Below are 16,689 nucleotides of genomic sequence, written 5' to 3'. Positions count from 1 at the left end.
TTTATCCTTATATTTTCAGATCAGGAAAAGGTAGACTACGAATATCAGTAACGTTTATCTGTGTGTTATTACATCTACTTTTGAAAAATACAGAGGCTTCATCACTAATAAGATAATCGTATACTGCATTAAGTATTACCTTTTTATGCTCGAGGTTTATATTTTTATCCAAAAAATAAATGTAGTTCACATGATTTTCGAGAGAAAAGGTTTCATATTTCTCGAATCCTTCGAAAACGCTGCAATATAAATGTTTACGAGTTTCTGAGAAGGCACATCTACGAAGTAGGATATACATATCTTTTTTCATAATCTTTTTATTAGGACTACTCGAAATTATATACTGCTTTCTCTTGAATCCCTCTATAGGCCACTTTATTTCTCCATCTTTAACATGCTTAAGCCATATCAATGGTATCTGGTCTGCATCTTCTGATAATAATTGAGGCGTCTCATGTGGTACGATAGATCCAGTTGAGACGCCTAGACCAAAGTCTTTCAGCCTCTTACCATAAGACATAACTTTATTGAGGATATGATTTTCAGAATCAATCAAAGGGGTATATATAATATCATCCTTAATTAAATTGTTTTGATCAATCTCTAGATCAACTGCTAGGGAATTAATAGAATTGAATAGAACCTTTCTATCTTCGTTGGATTTGACGAGAGAAGTTATACATATTTTTTGCATTACCTTCTCTTCCAAAAACTGCGTATATCTAGATTGAGAAACTAGCAATGAGACTATTTTAGTATTACTTATTAGATGCTCTCTCAACTTCTTAAAGCTATCTCCATTAAAATAACTTTGCGGAGTAATAAATATTGCCGATCCTCCCTGTTTCATCAAATTAATTCCTAGATACATAAACAAGGTATATGCGTTTGCTTGACCGTTAATAATATTTTTGTAGTACGATGATACACGAGATTTTCCTCCAATTTTAAAATAGGGAGGATTAGATATAACAAGATCGTAAGACTCAATTTGCAGAGGATAGAATAGATTTTCTACTGGAGATGATCCAATAATATCTAAAGTAATAATTTTTGAGTTAAGATAAACATTTCTACTAGCACACCAGAGTGATAAGAAATCAACTACAATTTCAAGAAGAGGCAGTACGTTATTATCAATCTCAACTAAATCTAGATTAATTACGTCAAATTCATAATTATTTATTATAAATTCTAAAGCACAACCGGAGAGCATCCCTGTTCCGGAACCCAAATCAATTATAGAAATTTCCTTAGATTTACTTGATATCTCAACTCTGTTGGCGATGTCTTTTGCAAGATTCAAATTTGTAAAGAATTGGCCTATTTTAGACCTATCACTATAGCTACGATAATTTAGATAGATCTGCGAAACCTTCTCAATAAACTCTGATGGCGAAAGACCATCAGTTATATATGCTTCAGAGCTGAATGGAATTATACTCATAAATATAGTCTATTAACGTTATAAAAAGAATCTGATGCCATATATAAAATTTTCACTTTTCCTCCATAGCGTTCATATGCATTTCTAAATGCCTTGTAACCCTAATTACTTCTTCAAAAGACCATGGCATAATTCACGTTAAAAACCTCTTATTTGCCATCCAGTAATCAAACCAGTCCTCAGATGTCTGAGGTCCGACCTCTGCCCCCCCGAAGTTGCGTGGGGCAGCCAACATCCGCTGCATCTGTTCCGTCTTCAGAACTGGGTAAGCGTCTCCGTGCTTCTCGACCATCTCCTGCAGCTCACGCGGGATCGTAATGCGCGTTTCACGGAAGGGCACCACGGGAGCGACCGAAACGGGCGGGCCGGGGCGGCGAGCGGGAGGCTCAGGAGCGAGCGTGATGACAGCGGAGGGGTTGATCTCACGAACCTGGTCTATGGATAGCCGCAAAAGCTGTGCTAGCGCAGGAAAGTATTCACTGTTCGCCACGTTGTAACGGCCATTTTCAAGGGCTGAGAGGTAGCTTTGGTTTGGAATACCAACTGCCTCTATCACTTGTCCTTGCGTCAGCCCAAGCGCCTTCCGAGCCGCTTTCAGGATTTTCCCTGCATTGCGGGGGTCAGGACTTTCTGGGGGAAGGGTCATAGGTAGCAGCGTCCTTCCGGGCAAAACAAGAGACATACTCACGCCCGTATATACGGGAGATGGTATGCAGTTGGTTCCCAGGTTGGAATAGCGTATGGCGTATATTGACAATATATGCTCAGGCATATATTCTTGATCCATGCAAGCAGCCATCGCCAATTTTCTTCGTGAACGCCGTAGGGCGAGCGGGAAAACTCAAGTTCAGGTGGCAGAGGAGGCGTTTGATGACGCTCGCAGGCAAGGGTATGTCAGCACGTTGGAGAGGGGCGAAGCCCTGCCAGACCTGCCGACCCTTCTCAAGCTGAGCAAGGTCCTAAATTTTTCGCTTACAGATATAGAGTATGCAGTAAGTAGTTCATCTGAAAAGAAGGTACCTGCATGACCCAGCCCAGTGAACAAGACATCGTCCCAATGGCGTCTGACCAGGGCAAGAAGCGCCGGAAAGCACGCGCAGAAGCCCCACTCGTCATCCGGCACCACCACCCAGAAGTACCGGACGAGAAGGTGCTGGCCGCTGCCCGTCGCCTCGTCATGAACAGCGTCCCCAGTTCGCGTGCAGCGCAGGCCGAAGCGAAACGCCCGGCCTGAAAAGAACCCGCCCCTCTGCGTGCTTTCCAGGGCATGAGGCAGAGGGGCAAAAGGAGTACCCGCATGTTACAGGAACAGCCGCCCGTGTCCAGCCCCCTGCACCTCCAACCCGGCGACACCCACCACTACCGGGGCTTCGAGATCTACCTCTCCGACGTCAGCCGCCGCCTGGTGTGCTCCTACTTCGTCACTGGCCTCAGGCGCTACTGCCGCGACATCGCACACGGTGAGGAGCTGATCGACACCTGGCACGCCGCGCAGGCGCAGCCGCGTGAGCCGGGGAGTATGCGTGTCCTCGCGGCCGACGTGCGGGTCACGAACAGCATGAGCGCCCACGAGAGCCGCCGCCGCGTCGAGCAGGCCCGAGGCCAGCGCCGGAAAGGGGGCCGCTTCGCCAAAGAGACGCCCATCACCCCCACCACCCAGCCCGAGCTCTCCCCTACCCCACAGGCCACTGCGACCTGGCGGCCTGCCCCACATCCCGACATGCCCCTGGAAGAAAACGTCGCAGCCTTCGAAGCAGCCTATGACCGCCTGACTGGGCTGCACGCGCAGGAGGTACAGGCCAGGGAGCGCGGGGACTGGGCCGCGTGCGAACGCCTCTATGCCGAGCAGGGCACGGAGACGCGCTACATGGCCGCACTCACGGCACTGGCCCCGGAGACGGACTGGCTGGTGGCCCAGTGACGCCGGACCGTTCCCCACGCTCTGGTACCGGGCGGCAGGTGCTTCTGCTCCTGGTGGTGCTGGTGTTGGGCATGGCCCTGGGGGTGACCTGCCGGGACTTGATCCTGGCTGTCGTCGGCTCCCTGGTCGGTGCCCTGGCCGCCGTGGGAGAGCGCCGATGATTCTGGTTTGGGTGCTGCTGGTGCTGGCCTCACTGCTGGCGCTGGTGGCGCTGTGCCTCTCCGTTCCGCCAGTACGCGAAGGCGGCGACCAGGGCGGCGCCGCCATGACGGCCGTTCTGCCGGACACGCCACCTGCCCCCGCTGGGCTGCTGGTGGTCTGGCGTGGCGGGCATGTCGAGGACATGCGCTTCCTGACAGGGCCGGTGCCTGAGCTGCGCCGCCCCGCTGGTCTGGAGGTCTGCCCCATCTGCCAGCGGGCGGACTGTGACAGTGCCCTGGCGAATTGCCTGGAGCGGTGGCGCTGATGCCCCGCGACCTGACCTTGCGCCCCGGCGACCCGCGATGCCCCGAGTGTCATGGCCGTGACCGCTACGACGATTGGTGCCGGACCTGTGGGGCTGAGGCCATCGACCTGCCCCGCAACCAGGAGTGCCCTGGCTGCACGGTGGACGGTTGCGGCGGCGGGACGCTGTGCAGGGACGAGAACCCTGACCTTGACGGAGCGGACGAGTGATGCGCCTGCGCCTGCTGCTGCCCCTGCTGGTCCTGGCTGCCGCGCTGGCGGCCCTGAGCTTCCCCGACCTGCCCGGCCAGACCCCCTTCGCCCGCCTGCTGCTCTTCGCGCTGAGCTTCACCGCCCTGCCGCTGCTGCTCGTGTCCATCCTCGCCCGCCTCACCCACACGGAGGTCTGAGCTATGCCTGCATCCTCTCTTCAGACCTCTTACAACACCTTCCTCGAGGGCAAGGGCGTTCATGCGCCGGCCATGGGCTTCGCACCCAGTACGCTCACCCCGGCCCTCAAGCCGTTCCAGCAGGAACTGGTGAGCTTTGCGCTGGAACGGGGCCGCGCGGCCATCTTCGCCGAGCGCGGCCTGGGCAAGACCATCCAGCAACTCTCCTGGGCCGATGCCGTCGCGCGGGAGACGGGCCGCCCAGCCTTGATCCTTACGCCGCTGGCCGTCAGCGCTCAGACCCTGAAGGAAGCTGCCCGTTTCGGCATCAGCGCCGCCGTGACGCGCGGCGGCCACCTGCCGGACGCACCGGTGATCATCACCAATTACGAACGTCTTGAGCACCTCGATGTGTCCGCATTTGGTGGCGTGGCTCTGGACGAATCGTCCGTCCTCAAGGCCTTCATGGGCCGCACGAAACGCCAGCTCGTCGAGCGCTTCCGGGAGACGCCCTACCGGCTGGCCCTGACCGCTACACCCAGCCCCAACGACATCGTCGAGCTGGGCAACCACGCCGAATTCCTGGGGATCATGCATCCCAGCCAGATGCTCACCCGCTGGTTCGCCAACGACACCACGCAAAGTCAGACCTTCCGCCTGAAGGCCCACGGCGAGGGCGAGTTCTTCGCCTGGCTCGCCGGGTGGTCGCGCGCGCTGCGCGTGCCGAGCGACCTGGGCGACTACAGCGATGAGGGCTATCTCCGGGCCGCACCGGAGTACGTGGTCCACACCGTGCAGACCGACCACAGCCGCGCGGCTGAGGAGGAAGGCGCCCTGTTCCGCCAGGTCAGCGCGAGTGCGACCAGCCTGCACCGCGAGCTGCGTGGCACCCTCGACGAGCGCGCGCGTCGCGTCGCGGAGCTGGTCCTCGCCGAGGCTGGGGAGCCGTGGGTCGTCTGGGCGCACACCAACGCCGAGGCGGACGCCATCCGGCGGCTGGTGCCCGAGGCCCGCGAAGTGCGCGGCAACATGACCGCCGACGAGAAAGAGGCGGGGTTGACCGCATTTAGCGACGGCTCGCTGCGCGTCTTGATCACCAAGCCGAGCATTGCCGGCTGGGGCATGAACTGGCAGCACTGCCGCCGTCAGGCCTTCGCCAGCCTGACCTACAGCTTCGAGGAGCTGTACCAGGCCGTGGGCCGCTCCGACCGCTACGGCCAGACGGGCCGCGTGCAGGCCCACCTCGTCACCACCGACACGCACACCAGCGTGATGGCAAGCATTCAGCGCAAGCAGGCCGAGCACACGGCCATGCAAGACCGCCTGATCCGCGCCACCCAGCAGGCGGGCGGACGTGTCCACCATCAGCTCACCCTCGGAGAGGCCCACATGCAAACCGTCACCGGCCCCGGTTTCACGCTGCACCACGGCGACACCTGTGAGGTCACGCCCAGCCGTCCGGCGAACGTCGACGGCCTCCAGGTGTTCAGCCCACCCTTCTCGAACCTCTACAGCTACAGCCCTTCCCTGCGGGACATGGGCAACACGGAGGACGACCGCGAGTTCTTCAGGCACTTCGGCTTCCTGATTCCCGAGTTGCGCCGCACCCTCATCCCCGGGCGGCTGTGCGCCGTCCACGTCAAGAACCTGCCGATCTACAAGAGCAAAAGCGGGTTCAGCGGCGTGCGGGACTTTCGGGGGGATGTGATCCGCGCCTTCACGCAGACCGCGCCCAGCGAGGACGGGGCGATCTGGGCCTACCACTCCGAGGTCTGCATCTGGACCGACCCTGTGCGTGAGATGCAGCGCACCAAGCGTCAGGGACTGCTCTACAGCCAGTTGCAGCGCGACAGCAGTCTGACCAGCGTCGGCATGCCCGAGTACCTGTTGCTGTTCCGCAAGTGGACGCCGGAGTGCGACGCGCCGGCACCGATCACCCACACTCCGGCCGACCTGCCGCTCGACCTGTGGCAGCGCTACGCCTCCCCGGTGTGGTTCGACATCAGCCGCACGGACGTCCTGAACGCCCGTATCGCCAGCACCGACGAGGACGAAAAGCACCTTGCGCCGCTGCAACTGGAGATCGTCCGCCGGGCCGTCCACCTGTGGAGCAACCCCGGTGATCTCGTCTACACGCCGTTCCTGGGTGTGGGCAGCGAGGCGTATGTGGCCGTGCAGATGGGCCGCCGGGCGGAGGGTGTGGAGCTCAAGCGCGAGTACTTCGACTGGGCGGTACGGAACGTTCGGCAGATGGCCGAGCAGGCGGCCAGCAGCCTCTTCCCAATTGCCCAGGTGGGGGACTGACATGACCCTCGCCAGCACCCTCTGCGGTCTGCTGACCAAGGCGGCCCAGACCGGCCACACGCAGCCCTGGCGCTTGCCCCAGGGCCTCCAGGTGCGCGTGGCTGCCCGGCCCGCCCGGCTGTGCGTGTGGCGTGAGGCCGGCGTCTGGACACCAGGCGAGGCCGCTGAGCGTGAGGGCCATACCTGTGCTGGGGCGCTGGGCTGGTCTGACTATCTGCTGTCCTGGCAGGGCCGGTACCTCATCGTCACGCAGGTCGAGCCACTGCTGGAGGCCCAGGCATGAGCCGCCGCGAGAAGGGCAGCTACGGCCTGCTGGATAACCCGGTGCTGGCCTACGTCAAGACCCACCATGACGCCAGCGCGGGCGTGCTCGTCGCCCTGGCCGAGCGCGACAACTACACCCACCTCCCGGCGGCCATGAAGGTGCCCGAAGTCATGCTCGAGACCGGCCTGGGCCAGCGCGCCGTCGAGAAGTGCCTGGTACGCCTTGAAGCTGCCGGGCTGGCCGCGCGTGGTGCGAACGGCTGGGCGTACAGCGGGACGAACAGCCGCGCGAACCGTCAGACGAACCAACCGACGAACGGCCATGCGAACAGCGGTGCGAACGACACGACGAACGGCCGTGCGAACGACGGTTCGCTGAGACAACCCGAAAACGCCGTACAGAACGGCATTCCCGATTCCCTGAAGGAAGTAGAAGGAATGGGAAGGAATACAGAAGAAGAAAAGACCCCCCTAACCCCCCAGGGGGAACCCGGCCTGGGTGAGGGCAAGGCCAGCCCTGTTCCTGCCCAGCCTGTGAACCCCACCCCAGATGCCAGACCCGCACCGCCCACGGACCCCGAGAAGGTTCCGCGCCGCCGCGCGCCAGCCGCGCCCGCCCCAGTGCTGCCCGGCGACCTCGCCGCCCTGCCCGGCGTGCCCGAAGCCTGGGACCGCTGGCTGCGCTACCGCACCGAGGCCCGCATCAGGACCCCGGCCACCACCGCCGACGAGCAGTTCCGCAAGCTGCGCGACCTGCATGCCCAGGGCTGGGACCTGCCCCGCATCGTCGCCCATGCCATCGAGGTCGGCTGGAAGAGCTTCTTTCCCATCCGCGGCGAGCAGCCTCGCCAGAACCTGCGCCTGCCGCCCCACGACACCGCCCACGCCGACCCCGACGAGAAAAAGGACTGGCTCGCATGACCCCTGCCGACACTGCCCGCCCTACGCCGCCCACCGACTTCCACGCCCTGATTCCCCGCCCCCTGCCGGGCCGCCCCGCGCCGCCGCCCGGCCCCTGTGGCTCGCCTGACTGCGAGGACGGCTGGCGCGACACCCCCGCCGGCTCGCGGCGCTGCCCCGCCTGCGCCGCCGCCACGCGCACCGCGAAGCTCGCCGACCAGTACGCCCGTGCTGGGGTGGAGGGCACCCTGTACCACCTGACCTGGGACGACGTGAAGGTGGAGCACGGCAGCTGGCGGCTGGCCCGCGCACTGGGGCAGAACATCGGCGACGTGCTGGGCGAATGCCTGAACGTGGCGATGGTGGGCCTCAAGGGCCGGGGCAAGACGCAGGCCGGGGTGCTGCTGGCCAAGGACGCCATCGAGGCGGGGCACTCGGCGCTGGTGGTGAGCTGGGCCGAGTGGGTGGACGAGGTGCAGAGCGACTACACCCGCCGCAGCCGGACGCAGGCCGAGCATGTGGCCGACCTCGCTCGCCCGGAGCTGCTGGTGCTCGACGACGTGGGGGCGGCGGCAAGCAAGGAAGGCGACCTGGAGCGCAAGCTGTTCACCCGCGTCATCGGGGCGCGCTACAACGCGCGGCGGCCGACGGTGGTGACGGCGAACCTGAGCCGCCGGGAACTGGAAGCGGCGATGGGGGACCGGGCCTTCGACCGGATCCAGCACGCCTGCGAGTGGGTGGTATTCGACGGGCCGGCGTACCGGGCCGAGGTGGAAGCGGCGCGGGTGAGCGGGGCACTGGAGCGCATCCGCCAGGCGGCCGGGCTGTGAAGGCCCTGTCCATCTCCACGCCCTGGCCCACGGCCATTGAGCGGCACGGCAAGCGGGTCGAGAATCGTCCCCGCTGGGCTCCGCATCCCCACCTCGTCGCCCAGGCCCGGCGCATCGTGGGGCATGACCTCGCCCTGCACAGCAGCAAGACCCATGACAAGGAGGGCATGGTCTACCTTCAGGAGTTGACTGGCCGCATCTACACCCGCCGCGACGTGCCCCGGGGTGCGGTGACCAGCGTGGTCCGGGTGACCGGCTTGCTGCTTCCGGGCGACCCCTGCCCCGCCGGCCAGGAAGACTGGTACTTCGGCAGCGTGGCCCTGGTGCTGGACGCAGTGCGCGTGCTGCCCCGGCCGGTGCCGATGGTCGGTGGGCTGGGCTTCCTGACGCTGCCGGACGATGTGGAGCGCGACGTGCGGGCGCAGCTGGAGCGCCTGTGAGAGGCGACCTGAGTGCCACGCAGGCCCTGCACCTGTTCGCCCGCTGGCACAGGGGGGTTAAACGAGGGAAGACAAGAGGAGTCGGGGGCGCAGTCCTTCTATCCACTCATAGGCGGCGCCCAGATGATGAACGACCTGATGGCCAGGATGGTCGCGGTGAGGCACAGCAGTGCCCAGAACGCGAAGCTGCCCCGCTGACCTTTTGCCCAGGCGCGCCATGCAGTCGGGACGTTTACGACAGCAATGCCCAGCATCAAGAAGGCCGGCGAGTGGTCTTGAATCAGACTCCAGAACACGCCGACGAGCATCAGTCCGACGCCAATGAGGCTGAGGGCCTGCGTCCAGCGTGGTTCGGTCATAGAGCGATTGTCACACGCCATGCTCCGGCCGTTTCCGAATGTGCGCTGCCGCAGCTCTCCGACGACACACCTGAGTGGTTAGCCACCCTGCAACTTGTGCAGCAGATCCCAGCTACTCCAGAACAGGAACATGCCGGCCGCGCCATAGAGACTGGCCGTGACGAACTGTCTTCTGCGTCCAGAGGTGGCCGCGATGCCGAGCGCATAGATCGCAACGAGCAGCGTGATGACAAGGTCAGCGATATCCCAGCCGGTGGCGTCCGAGCGCTTGCGGCCGAACTGGATGAAAACGTAGAGCACGCCTGCCAGGACTGCCCACCAGAAGGCCGAGATTCTGAACAACACCTCGCCAGCATAGACGCCGCCCTGGCCGCTGGGGGTCTGAGATGACGCCTGGGCTCACCCCTTGCCTGCGCCCGGTGACCGAGCACGAGGGGACGCGGGGATCAGAACCCGCGTGTTGCCTCAATGTAGTCCGCGCCCTTGAACAGGATGAGACCCAGCAGGCCCAGAACCGACAGCGCCACCAGGCCCCGGCGCACCTCGGCATGGTGGCCCTGACGCCACAGCCAGGCGAACTGCGCAGCAACGACGACAGTGAACGCAGGGAGGGCGGCGCCGGGCCAGCCCTGGTCCAGCAGGATGATGCCGCCTCCCAGAAGCACGCCCAGGACGACTTGCAGTGGCCACGACAGACGCATGCCCGCAGCATAGTCGCCGCCCCGGCAGCCGCGGGCTCAAAATGACGCCTGAACTTGCCCCACACCTGCGCCCGGCGACGGAGCGTGAGATCGAGGACAGCATCCGCGCCTTGTTCCTGCAGGCGGGCTGGTACCCAGTGAAGACGGAGGCGGGCATGGTGAAGCGTGGGCACGGGCTCAAGCGCGGCCACCTTCCACCGGGCTTTCCCGACCTGACCGTGCTGCGCCGCCTGCCCGGCACGCCGCTCTGTCTCGCCGCCCTGATCGAGGTCAAGACGGCCACTGGCACGCTCGAGCCCTCTCAAGTGGAGCGGCACGCCGAGTTGCGTACCCTCGGACTTTCCCCTCAGATCATTCGGGATACGGAGGCGGCCACCGCCTTGATCGCTGAAGGTCACCGCCTCGCTGCGCTCCTCGGAAGCGCCCAATAACGTTTTGCCCGCTCTCGACACAGTTGCCTGACTGGCGTCTTCCGACCCTGTTCCACATTTCTGAGGTGTTCTGCTTTATGCCTGATCTGTTCGACCCGATTCAACTCGTGATTGCCAAGGCCCAGTCTGAGGACCGCGCCGCTGCTGACCTGGAAGCCGAGCGTAGGGAGCGCCAAGGTGCCCGCACCCAGCGCCGCCGCCTCAAGCCTCGCCCCCGCGAGATCACCGCTGCCCTCACCTCCGTACCCCGCGGGGTACGACGCGAAGCCCGGCTCTATGCCGCCTCGTGGTACGACGCGCTGCTCCAGTGGCGCACCCGCGAGGTGAAGATCGGAGGCAGCTTCCACTACGACGGCCCTGGCACACCACCGGACGTTCTGCTCGCGGGGACCAACCGCCCCATGCCGACCGTGTACCTCAGCACACCCGCTGGTGAATTCGACGAGGCCGCCGTCGGGCAACGCATCACGGAGATGGCCCGCGAGGGTACGGTGGAAACCCGTCACCTGGGGAAGCTGCTGGACAAGCTGCGCAGCGAGAAGGGCAACTGTCTTGCCAGTCTCGTGCGGGAGGATTCGAGCTGGCATCAGCATCGTGAGCGGGCGACCCGGTACGCCGTAGCGGTGCTAACGTTGGCTGTGAGTCTGCGAGTGGCTGAGGCTGAGGAACCGCTGCGCCTCATGCAGCAGGAGCTGGCAGCACTGGCCCACAGTTGATTTTCCGAACAAAACCGCTACTCTATTTCTAGAGTTGGAAAACGACTATCAGACGCCCTCCGGGGCGTTTTCGCGTTTTAGGATGGCGTCCCGGCCGGGACAGGAATCGAGTGCGCGGAGAAGGGCGGCTCTGCGATGCCCGCACCCGCCTGCAGGATTCGCGTCATGCCGAATACGCATGACCGCCCCACCCTTCGCCTTCCCAACCGTGCCACTGGCACGCATATCTTCCACGCTGGCCGGAGCCGCCGCATCCTGAAGGAGAAGCGGTGCGCTGGCCACTGGCTGTACTGGCTCGCCTGAACCCCAGCCCCTGCCTGAGCGCGGGGGCTTTTTCATGTCGACTCAGGTAACCCCCAGCACCACCGGAAGCCCAGGCACCAGCACAAGCAGCAGAGAGCACGAAGCCAAGCGGGCTTTGCGTTCGCTGTGACGAAAGGAGACGAAACCAAGATGGCTCAGCCCTTCAACTACGAGCGCGCTGCAGCGATTCTCGTCGATGCCGCATACCTCGGAGATGGGGAGGCGGCGAAAAAATGGCAAGTGACGACCAGGACGATCCAGAATTACCGCGCGAAGCTCAAAACCGACCCCCTGCTTTCGCAATTTTTCGCCCGGAAAAGGGCACGTGCGGAGGGCAATTGGGTCGGGGAGCTGCGCCGGAGCCTGGGCGCGGTACTGGAAAAGTCGCGCCTGATCGCGGAAGCCATCGAGCCGGTCATCACGGTCGAGGATCCGGAGACCGGTTCTCAAGTGCAAAGGGTCAACATGGCCGCCCTGCGCACGCTTATCGCCGCCGGCAAGGACCTGGGCGAGATCGCGCTGGCACTGGAGGTGCTGAATGCTGGGGATGCTCAAGAGAACCCAACGGCTCGCCCAGGAAGTGCGGACCTGGAAGACGGCGCGCCGCTCATCAACTAAGCCCGGGCGGGTGCCCACGCTGACCGAGTACTGGAAGGCCCGCTACCCCCGCTACCACCTCGCGCCCCACATCGTCCTGATGATCGAAGCCCTGGAGAACCTGGGACCGAACGAAGGCCTGATCATCACGATGCCGCCCCGTCACAGCAAGACCGAGACGGTCAAGGCCTGGATGGAGTGGCAACTCGGGCAGCACCCCAGCATCGAAGCGATCTATGCGAGCTACTCGGTGCGCCTAGCCCGCACCAGCTCGCGCAGCATCCGCAACGAGATCCACACCGGGCTGGCCTTCCCCAAGTATTTCGGGCATGTGCAGCTGGCGGCCGACGCGCAGGGGGCTACCGACTGGGGCACCAGTGAGAAGGGCTTCTTCCGCGCCGCCGGCGTGGGTGGGTCCATCACCGGCATGGGTGCGGGCCGGGCCGTGATCGACGACCCGCTCAAGGACCGCAAGTCGGCCGAGTCGGAACTCGTGCGCGAGGGCGTGTGGGAGTGGTTCACCTCGGCACTGCTCACCCGGTTGTCGCCGAATGCCCAGGTGGTGCTCACGCACACGCGCTGGCACCCCGACGACCTTGCGGGCCGGGTCCTGAAGCGGATCGAGGAGGGTGAAGACGCGGAGCTGGGTGGCCTGACCTGGACGCACCTGAACCTCATGGCGATCTACGACGATCCACTCGTCGAGGACCCGGTAGGTCGCTCGCTGGGCCAGCCGCTCTGGCCTGAGCGCTTCGGGCTGAAGAAGCTGCTCGGCATGAAGGCGGCCAACGAATACGACTTCGAGGCCCTGTACCAGCAGCGGCCCCGTAAAAGGGGCGGCCAAGTGTTCAGCGATACCCCCCTGCGCTACACCCAGGCCCGGCGTGACGACGCCTACGTGGTCATCGCCGCCGACACGGCGAGCAGCAAGCGGAAGACGGCCGATTACACCGCCTTCGCGGTGATCTCCGGCTGGGGTGAGCCTGACGACCTGCGCGGCGACCTGCTGGAGATGCGCCGGGGCCGGTTTGATCTCGCGGAGCTGTGCGCCGTGGCGAAAGATCTTCAGGAGACCTACAGCGTCCCCATCATCATGGAGCGCACCGGGCAGTCGCAGCCGGTGATCGAGTACCTCGAAATGCAGGGCGTGCTCGTGAACCCCGTGCCGCCCAAGGGCGACAAGTTCACCCGCGCACAACCGGCCGCCGCCGCATGGAACGCCGGTCGCGTGCGCCTGCCGCAGACCGCCCCCTGGGTGACGCCACTGCTGAGCGAGATGGGTGCCTTTACCGGCACGGACGCGGATGAGCATGACGACCAAGTGGATGCCCTGGCCTATGCCTGGTCGGAGCTGGCCAGCGTCATTCAGTCGAGTGACTACGAGAGTTCACGGGTGCCCGGCACCCGGGGGAGGTGATCTATGGTCGGGAAAGCGAAGTTGGAGAAGGTCGAGCACCTCGCGCCCAGCGAGCGTGTATTCACGGCCTGGACGCCTGACCGGGTACGCGCCACGTTCCTGCGGGCCGAGGGCGGGGGCCTGCGCCTCGCGGCGGACCTGTGCGACGCCCTGCTCGCCGACGACCGCATCATGGGCGCCCTGGGCACCCGCGTGAAGGGGCTGCTCGGCCTGCCCTTCCGCTTCGATCCCGCCGAGGGGGCGGCCCGCCGCACCCCCCTGATCAAGGCCAGCGAAGCCGACTGGTGGACGGCCAACCCCGAAAGCGAACTCGACCAGGTGCTGCGTTGGGGGATCTTCTTCGGCCTTGGCCCTGGCGAACTCGTCTGGACCGAGAACCGGATCAGCGGCCGCATGGTGCCGGTCCTGAAGTTCTGGCACCCCAGATACTTGCGCTGGGACGGGCAGAAGCGCGAGTGGTGGTTGACCACCGCCGACGGCGAGGTGCCCTTCACGCCCGGTGACGGGAAATGGGTGCTGTACGCGCCCTACGGCCTGAACCGGCCCTGGGCACAGGGCGCGTGGCGCTCGTGCGCCATGTGGTGGCTGCTGAAGACCTACGCCACCCAGGACTGGGCGAGCTACAGCGAGCAGCACGGCAAGCCGATCAAGGTCGGCAGCGCCCCGAAGGAAGCGACGAAGGAAGCGCGCAAGGCCCTGGCCGCCGACCTCTCCGACCTGGGCACCGACACGGCCATCGCCCTGCCGCCCGGCTACGACATGAAGCTCGTCGAGGCGACGGCGAACACCTGGACGAACTTCAGGGCGCAGATCGACCTCGCGGACAGCGGCATGGCCATCGCGGTCGCCGGGCAGAACCTCACGAGCAAGGTGCAGGGGGCCTCCCTCGCGGCGGCCGACGTGCACAACACGGTGCGCCTGGACCTGATCCGGAGCGACGGCGAGAGCCTGAGCACCACCATGCGCGCGCAGCAGTGGGCCTGGTGGACCGAATTCAACTTCGGCGACCGCCGCATCAGCCCCTGGCCCAAGTGGGACACCACGCCCCCCACTGACCTGAAGGAACTGGCCGGCACCATGAACACGGCGGGCGACGCGCTGCGCAAGCTCCAGGACCTGGGCCTGGACATCGACCCGCTCATCGAGCGCTTCGGGTTGCAGCGTGCCCCCGAGCCACCACCGGCACCAAAAGCCCCGGCACCAGCACCGGCCACCAAGACCAGCGTGCGCCTGGCCGCGCGGCCCAGCAAGGTCCCGGCCGGCGTGATCGCCTGCCTCGTGCCCAGCCCGGAGGTCGCCCAGGCCCTCACGCTCGAAGGCGGGGAGTCGCCCGACCAGCTGCACCTCACCCTGGCCTTCTTTGGGAAGACCGACGAGCTGAGCCCCGTGCAGCTCCAGGGCCTGCTCGACGGGGTGGCTGCCTTCGCCGAGCACTGGCCGGTGGACAGCCTGCCGGCCAGCATCAATGGTCTCGGCCGGTTCAGCCTGCCGGAGAAGGATGCCCTGCTGGCCACGGTGGACAGCCCGCAGCTGCTGGGCCTGCGCGAGCGGCTGCTGGAGACGGTGGACCACTTCAGCGACCTCCAGGCGAGCGAGCTGCACGGCTTCACGCCGCACATCACGCTGGCCTACCTCGCGGCCAACGCCCCGACGCCCCTGCACCGGCTCACGCCCGTTGAGACGACGTTCGGCGAGGTGCAGGTGTGGATCGGGCCGGAGCACTACGCCTTCTCGCTCGGCAGTGACCAGCACCGGGGCCGACTGCCGCCCCAGGAGGAACCATGAAGAAGCTCTTCCAGACCGCCGCGCTGCTGCTCACCGGCTGCGCCCTGGCCGCCCTGCGGCCCCGTGCCAGCCCCGACTACCTGCTCAGCGCCCCAGCGCGCCCCTCGCGGCCCACCCGGCTGAACGTCACCATCCCCATCGGCAGCGGCGACCCGCCCACCGAGTTCCGGATCTGGGGCTACGGCCCGGTCGAGACGGTCTACGGGACCTTCCAGTTCACCGCGCGCAGCGGCGAGCTGTGCATGGCCGCCGCCGAGGAATACGGCAACGATCTCTTCTTCGACTACGACCACGCCTTCTGGGCCGAGGCCGGCGCACCGGACAAGGGGAAGGCGGCCGGGTGGTTCCGGCTGGAGCTGCGCGCCGATGGGCTTTGGGCGGTGAACATCCGCTGGACGCCGGCGGCCGAGCAGGCCATCCGCGACAAGGAGTGGCGGTACTTCAGCCCCGCGCTCGACGCCGACACCACGGGCGAGATCACGCGTCTGTGGAACATCGCCCTGACCAACCTGCCCGCGACCTTCGACCAGGTGCCGCTGGTGGCCGCCAACGTGCGTGACCACCGCAGCCCCGACGTGCGCGCCAGCGTAAGCCTGGACAGCCTGTACGGCCTGCTGAATGCGGCCATCCGCGAGCGCTACCGCGAGGCCTGGCTGTTCGAGGTCTTCAACGACTACGCGGTGTTCGAGCACCTGGGCACGCTCTGGAGCGTGCCGTACACCGTGCTGGGCACCAGCGTGACCCTGGGGCCTGACGCCACCGAGGTCATCCGCACCTACACCCCCGTCCAAGGAGGACAGACCATGCGTACCCTGCTCACCGCCCTGAACCTGGCGGCCACCGCCACCGAAGCCGAGGCCCTCCAGGCCCTGAACAGCCGTCTCGCCGAGAGCGCGTCTCTGCGCCAGCAGCTGCTCAGCGCGACCGGGCAGACCGAAGTGCAGGCCGCCCTGGGCGTCGTGGCCGCGAATGCGCAGGCTGCCGTGCAGCTCGGCGCGGCCAACGTGCGCATCAAGGAACTCGAAGACGAGACCCGCACCACGAAGCTCAGCGGCCTGATCGCCCGGGGCAAGGCCGACAAGAAGCTCACGCCCGCGCTGGAGACGTGGGCGGCTGGGCAGACCCCGGAGGCCCTGGAGGCCTACCTGGAGCACGCGCCCGTGATCGCCCAGCTGGCGGCGCCGGCGGCCACGCCCCCGGTCACCCCTGGCGAGGACCTGGGCGACAGTGCTCCGGCTGGCGAGCCGCTGAAGTTCAACGGGAAGACCTGGGCCGAGATGGACGGCTCGGAGAAGCACAACCTGCACTTCAGCGACAAGGCGACCTACGACCGGATGCGCGCCGACCACCAGAAGCGCACCGGCTAAGGCCCTGGCCTGACGCGCGCTGCCCGCCCTGCCCCCTGGTCCTGTGCCTGGGGGCGTTCTCGTGCCGCCCTGAG

22 protein-coding genes are annotated in these 16,689 nt (G+C 64.3%); 17 read left to right on the top strand and 5 right to left on the bottom strand.

Annotated features, from left to right (window positions below; translation table 11 throughout):
* Window positions 1-7: 7 nt before the first annotated feature.
* Window positions 8-1,447: an Eco57I restriction-modification methylase domain-containing protein gene (locus DGO_RS22300; protein WP_014686855.1), complete on the bottom strand. Its 1,440-nt coding sequence runs from the start codon at window positions 1,445-1,447 to the stop codon at window positions 8-10.
* A 133-nt stretch (window positions 1,448-1,580) separates the two neighbouring features.
* Window positions 1,581-2,093 (bottom strand): helix-turn-helix domain-containing protein, encoded by a 513-nt coding sequence (locus tag DGO_RS22295; RefSeq protein ID WP_014686854.1) that lies wholly within the window; start codon window positions 2,091-2,093, stop codon window positions 1,581-1,583.
* A gap of 139 nt (window positions 2,094-2,232) precedes the next feature.
* Here DGO_RS22295 and DGO_RS22290 point away from each other — a divergent pair, with 139 nt between their 5' ends.
* The 11 genes from DGO_RS22290 (at window position 2,233) to DGO_RS18940 (ending at window position 8,939) form a co-directional block, all read left to right on the top strand.
* Window positions 2,233-2,475: a helix-turn-helix transcriptional regulator gene (locus DGO_RS22290; protein WP_014686853.1), complete on the top strand. Its 243-nt coding sequence runs from the start codon at window positions 2,233-2,235 to the stop codon at window positions 2,473-2,475.
* Entirely contained in the window at window positions 2,472-2,681 is a 210-nt protein-coding gene (locus DGO_RS22285; RefSeq protein ID WP_014686852.1) for a hypothetical protein, read from the top strand. Before DGO_RS22290 ends, DGO_RS22285 begins: the two co-directional genes overlap by 4 nt.
* A gap of 63 nt (window positions 2,682-2,744) precedes the next feature.
* Window positions 2,745-3,368 carry a hypothetical protein gene (locus tag DGO_RS18980; protein WP_014686851.1) on the top strand — a complete coding sequence of 208 codons (624 nt, stop codon included), beginning with the start codon at window positions 2,745-2,747 and terminating at the stop codon, window positions 3,366-3,368.
* Window positions 3,369-3,525: 157 nt separating this feature from the next.
* Window positions 3,526-3,834, top strand: a complete 309-nt coding sequence (locus tag DGO_RS18975) for a hypothetical protein (protein WP_014686849.1) — start codon at window positions 3,526-3,528, stop codon at window positions 3,832-3,834.
* Window positions 3,834-4,043 carry a hypothetical protein gene (locus tag DGO_RS18970; RefSeq protein ID WP_014686848.1) on the top strand — a complete coding sequence of 70 codons (210 nt, stop codon included), beginning with the start codon at window positions 3,834-3,836 and terminating at the stop codon, window positions 4,041-4,043. The genes DGO_RS18975 and DGO_RS18970 overlap by 1 nt, the downstream gene beginning before the upstream one ends.
* Window positions 4,043-4,222 carry a hypothetical protein gene (locus DGO_RS18965; RefSeq protein WP_014686847.1) on the top strand — a complete coding sequence of 60 codons (180 nt, stop codon included), beginning with the start codon at window positions 4,043-4,045 and terminating at the stop codon, window positions 4,220-4,222. Before DGO_RS18970 ends, DGO_RS18965 begins: the two co-directional genes overlap by 1 nt.
* Before the next feature lie 3 nt (window positions 4,223-4,225).
* Window positions 4,226-6,505 (top strand): DNA methyltransferase, encoded by a 2,280-nt coding sequence (locus DGO_RS24060; RefSeq protein ID WP_014686846.1) that lies wholly within the window; start codon window positions 4,226-4,228, stop codon window positions 6,503-6,505.
* Between the two features lies 1 nt (window position 6,506).
* The gene (locus DGO_RS18955) at window positions 6,507-6,788 is read left to right on the top strand and encodes a hypothetical protein (protein ID WP_014686845.1); all 282 of its coding nucleotides are present in this window, start codon (window positions 6,507-6,509) and stop codon (window positions 6,786-6,788) included.
* A complete protein-coding gene (locus tag DGO_RS18950) occupies window positions 6,785-7,690 on the top strand; it encodes a hypothetical protein (RefSeq protein ID WP_014686844.1) in 906 nt (301 codons plus the stop codon). The genes DGO_RS18955 and DGO_RS18950 overlap by 4 nt, the downstream gene beginning before the upstream one ends.
* Entirely contained in the window at window positions 7,687-8,499 is an 813-nt protein-coding gene (locus DGO_RS18945; protein ID WP_014686843.1) for an ATP-binding protein, read from the top strand. Before DGO_RS18950 ends, DGO_RS18945 begins: the two co-directional genes overlap by 4 nt.
* Window positions 8,496-8,939, top strand: coding sequence for an ASCH domain-containing protein (locus tag DGO_RS18940; RefSeq protein WP_014686842.1), 444 nt, complete (start codon window positions 8,496-8,498; stop codon window positions 8,937-8,939). Before DGO_RS18945 ends, DGO_RS18940 begins: the two co-directional genes overlap by 4 nt.
* A 98-nt stretch (window positions 8,940-9,037) precedes the next feature.
* Here DGO_RS18940 and DGO_RS18935 read toward each other — a convergent pair whose 3' ends face one another.
* The 3 genes from DGO_RS18935 to DGO_RS18925 form a co-directional block, all read right to left on the bottom strand.
* Window positions 9,038-9,298: a hypothetical protein gene (locus DGO_RS18935; protein WP_014686841.1), complete on the bottom strand. Its 261-nt coding sequence runs from the start codon at window positions 9,296-9,298 to the stop codon at window positions 9,038-9,040.
* Window positions 9,299-9,376: 78 nt separating this feature from the next.
* Window positions 9,377-9,643 carry a hypothetical protein gene (locus DGO_RS23955; RefSeq protein ID WP_043804750.1) on the bottom strand — a complete coding sequence of 89 codons (267 nt, stop codon included), beginning with the start codon at window positions 9,641-9,643 and terminating at the stop codon, window positions 9,377-9,379.
* Window positions 9,644-9,744: 101 nt separating this feature from the next.
* Window positions 9,745-9,999: a hypothetical protein gene (locus tag DGO_RS18925; protein ID WP_014686839.1), complete on the bottom strand. Its 255-nt coding sequence runs from the start codon at window positions 9,997-9,999 to the stop codon at window positions 9,745-9,747.
* Between the two features lie 41 nt (window positions 10,000-10,040).
* Here DGO_RS18925 and DGO_RS18920 point away from each other — a divergent pair, with 41 nt between their 5' ends.
* From DGO_RS18920 to DGO_RS21405, 6 genes are all read left to right on the top strand, one after another.
* Window positions 10,041-10,430: a VRR-NUC domain-containing protein gene (locus tag DGO_RS18920; protein WP_014686838.1), complete on the top strand. Its 390-nt coding sequence runs from the start codon at window positions 10,041-10,043 to the stop codon at window positions 10,428-10,430.
* Window positions 10,431-10,507: 77 nt separating this feature from the next.
* Window positions 10,508-11,146 (top strand): hypothetical protein, encoded by a 639-nt coding sequence (locus DGO_RS18915; protein WP_014686837.1) that lies wholly within the window; start codon window positions 10,508-10,510, stop codon window positions 11,144-11,146.
* A gap of 453 nt (window positions 11,147-11,599) precedes the next feature.
* Complete coding sequence (locus tag DGO_RS18910; protein ID WP_014686835.1) at window positions 11,600-12,067, top strand: hypothetical protein; 468 nt, start codon at window positions 11,600-11,602, stop codon at window positions 12,065-12,067.
* Window positions 11,997-13,463, top strand: a complete 1,467-nt coding sequence (terL, locus tag DGO_RS18905; protein WP_169331059.1) for a phage terminase large subunit — start codon at window positions 11,997-11,999, stop codon at window positions 13,461-13,463. Before DGO_RS18910 ends, terL begins: the two co-directional genes overlap by 71 nt.
* Before the next feature lie 3 nt (window positions 13,464-13,466).
* On the top strand, window positions 13,467-15,248 hold the full coding sequence (locus tag DGO_RS18900) for a phage portal protein family protein (protein ID WP_014686833.1): 1,782 nt from the start codon (window positions 13,467-13,469) through the stop codon (window positions 15,246-15,248).
* On the top strand, window positions 15,245-16,615 hold the full coding sequence (locus tag DGO_RS21405; RefSeq protein ID WP_014686832.1) for a phage protease: 1,371 nt from the start codon (window positions 15,245-15,247) through the stop codon (window positions 16,613-16,615). Before DGO_RS18900 ends, DGO_RS21405 begins: the two co-directional genes overlap by 4 nt.
* The last annotated feature ends 74 nt before the right edge of the window (window positions 16,616-16,689 follow it).

This window comes from Deinococcus gobiensis I-0 (genome assembly GCF_000252445.1).
Lineage (GTDB): Bacteria > Deinococcota > Deinococci > Deinococcales > Deinococcaceae > Deinococcus > Deinococcus gobiensis.
This window is presented reverse-complemented; position numbering and strand designations above follow the sequence as displayed.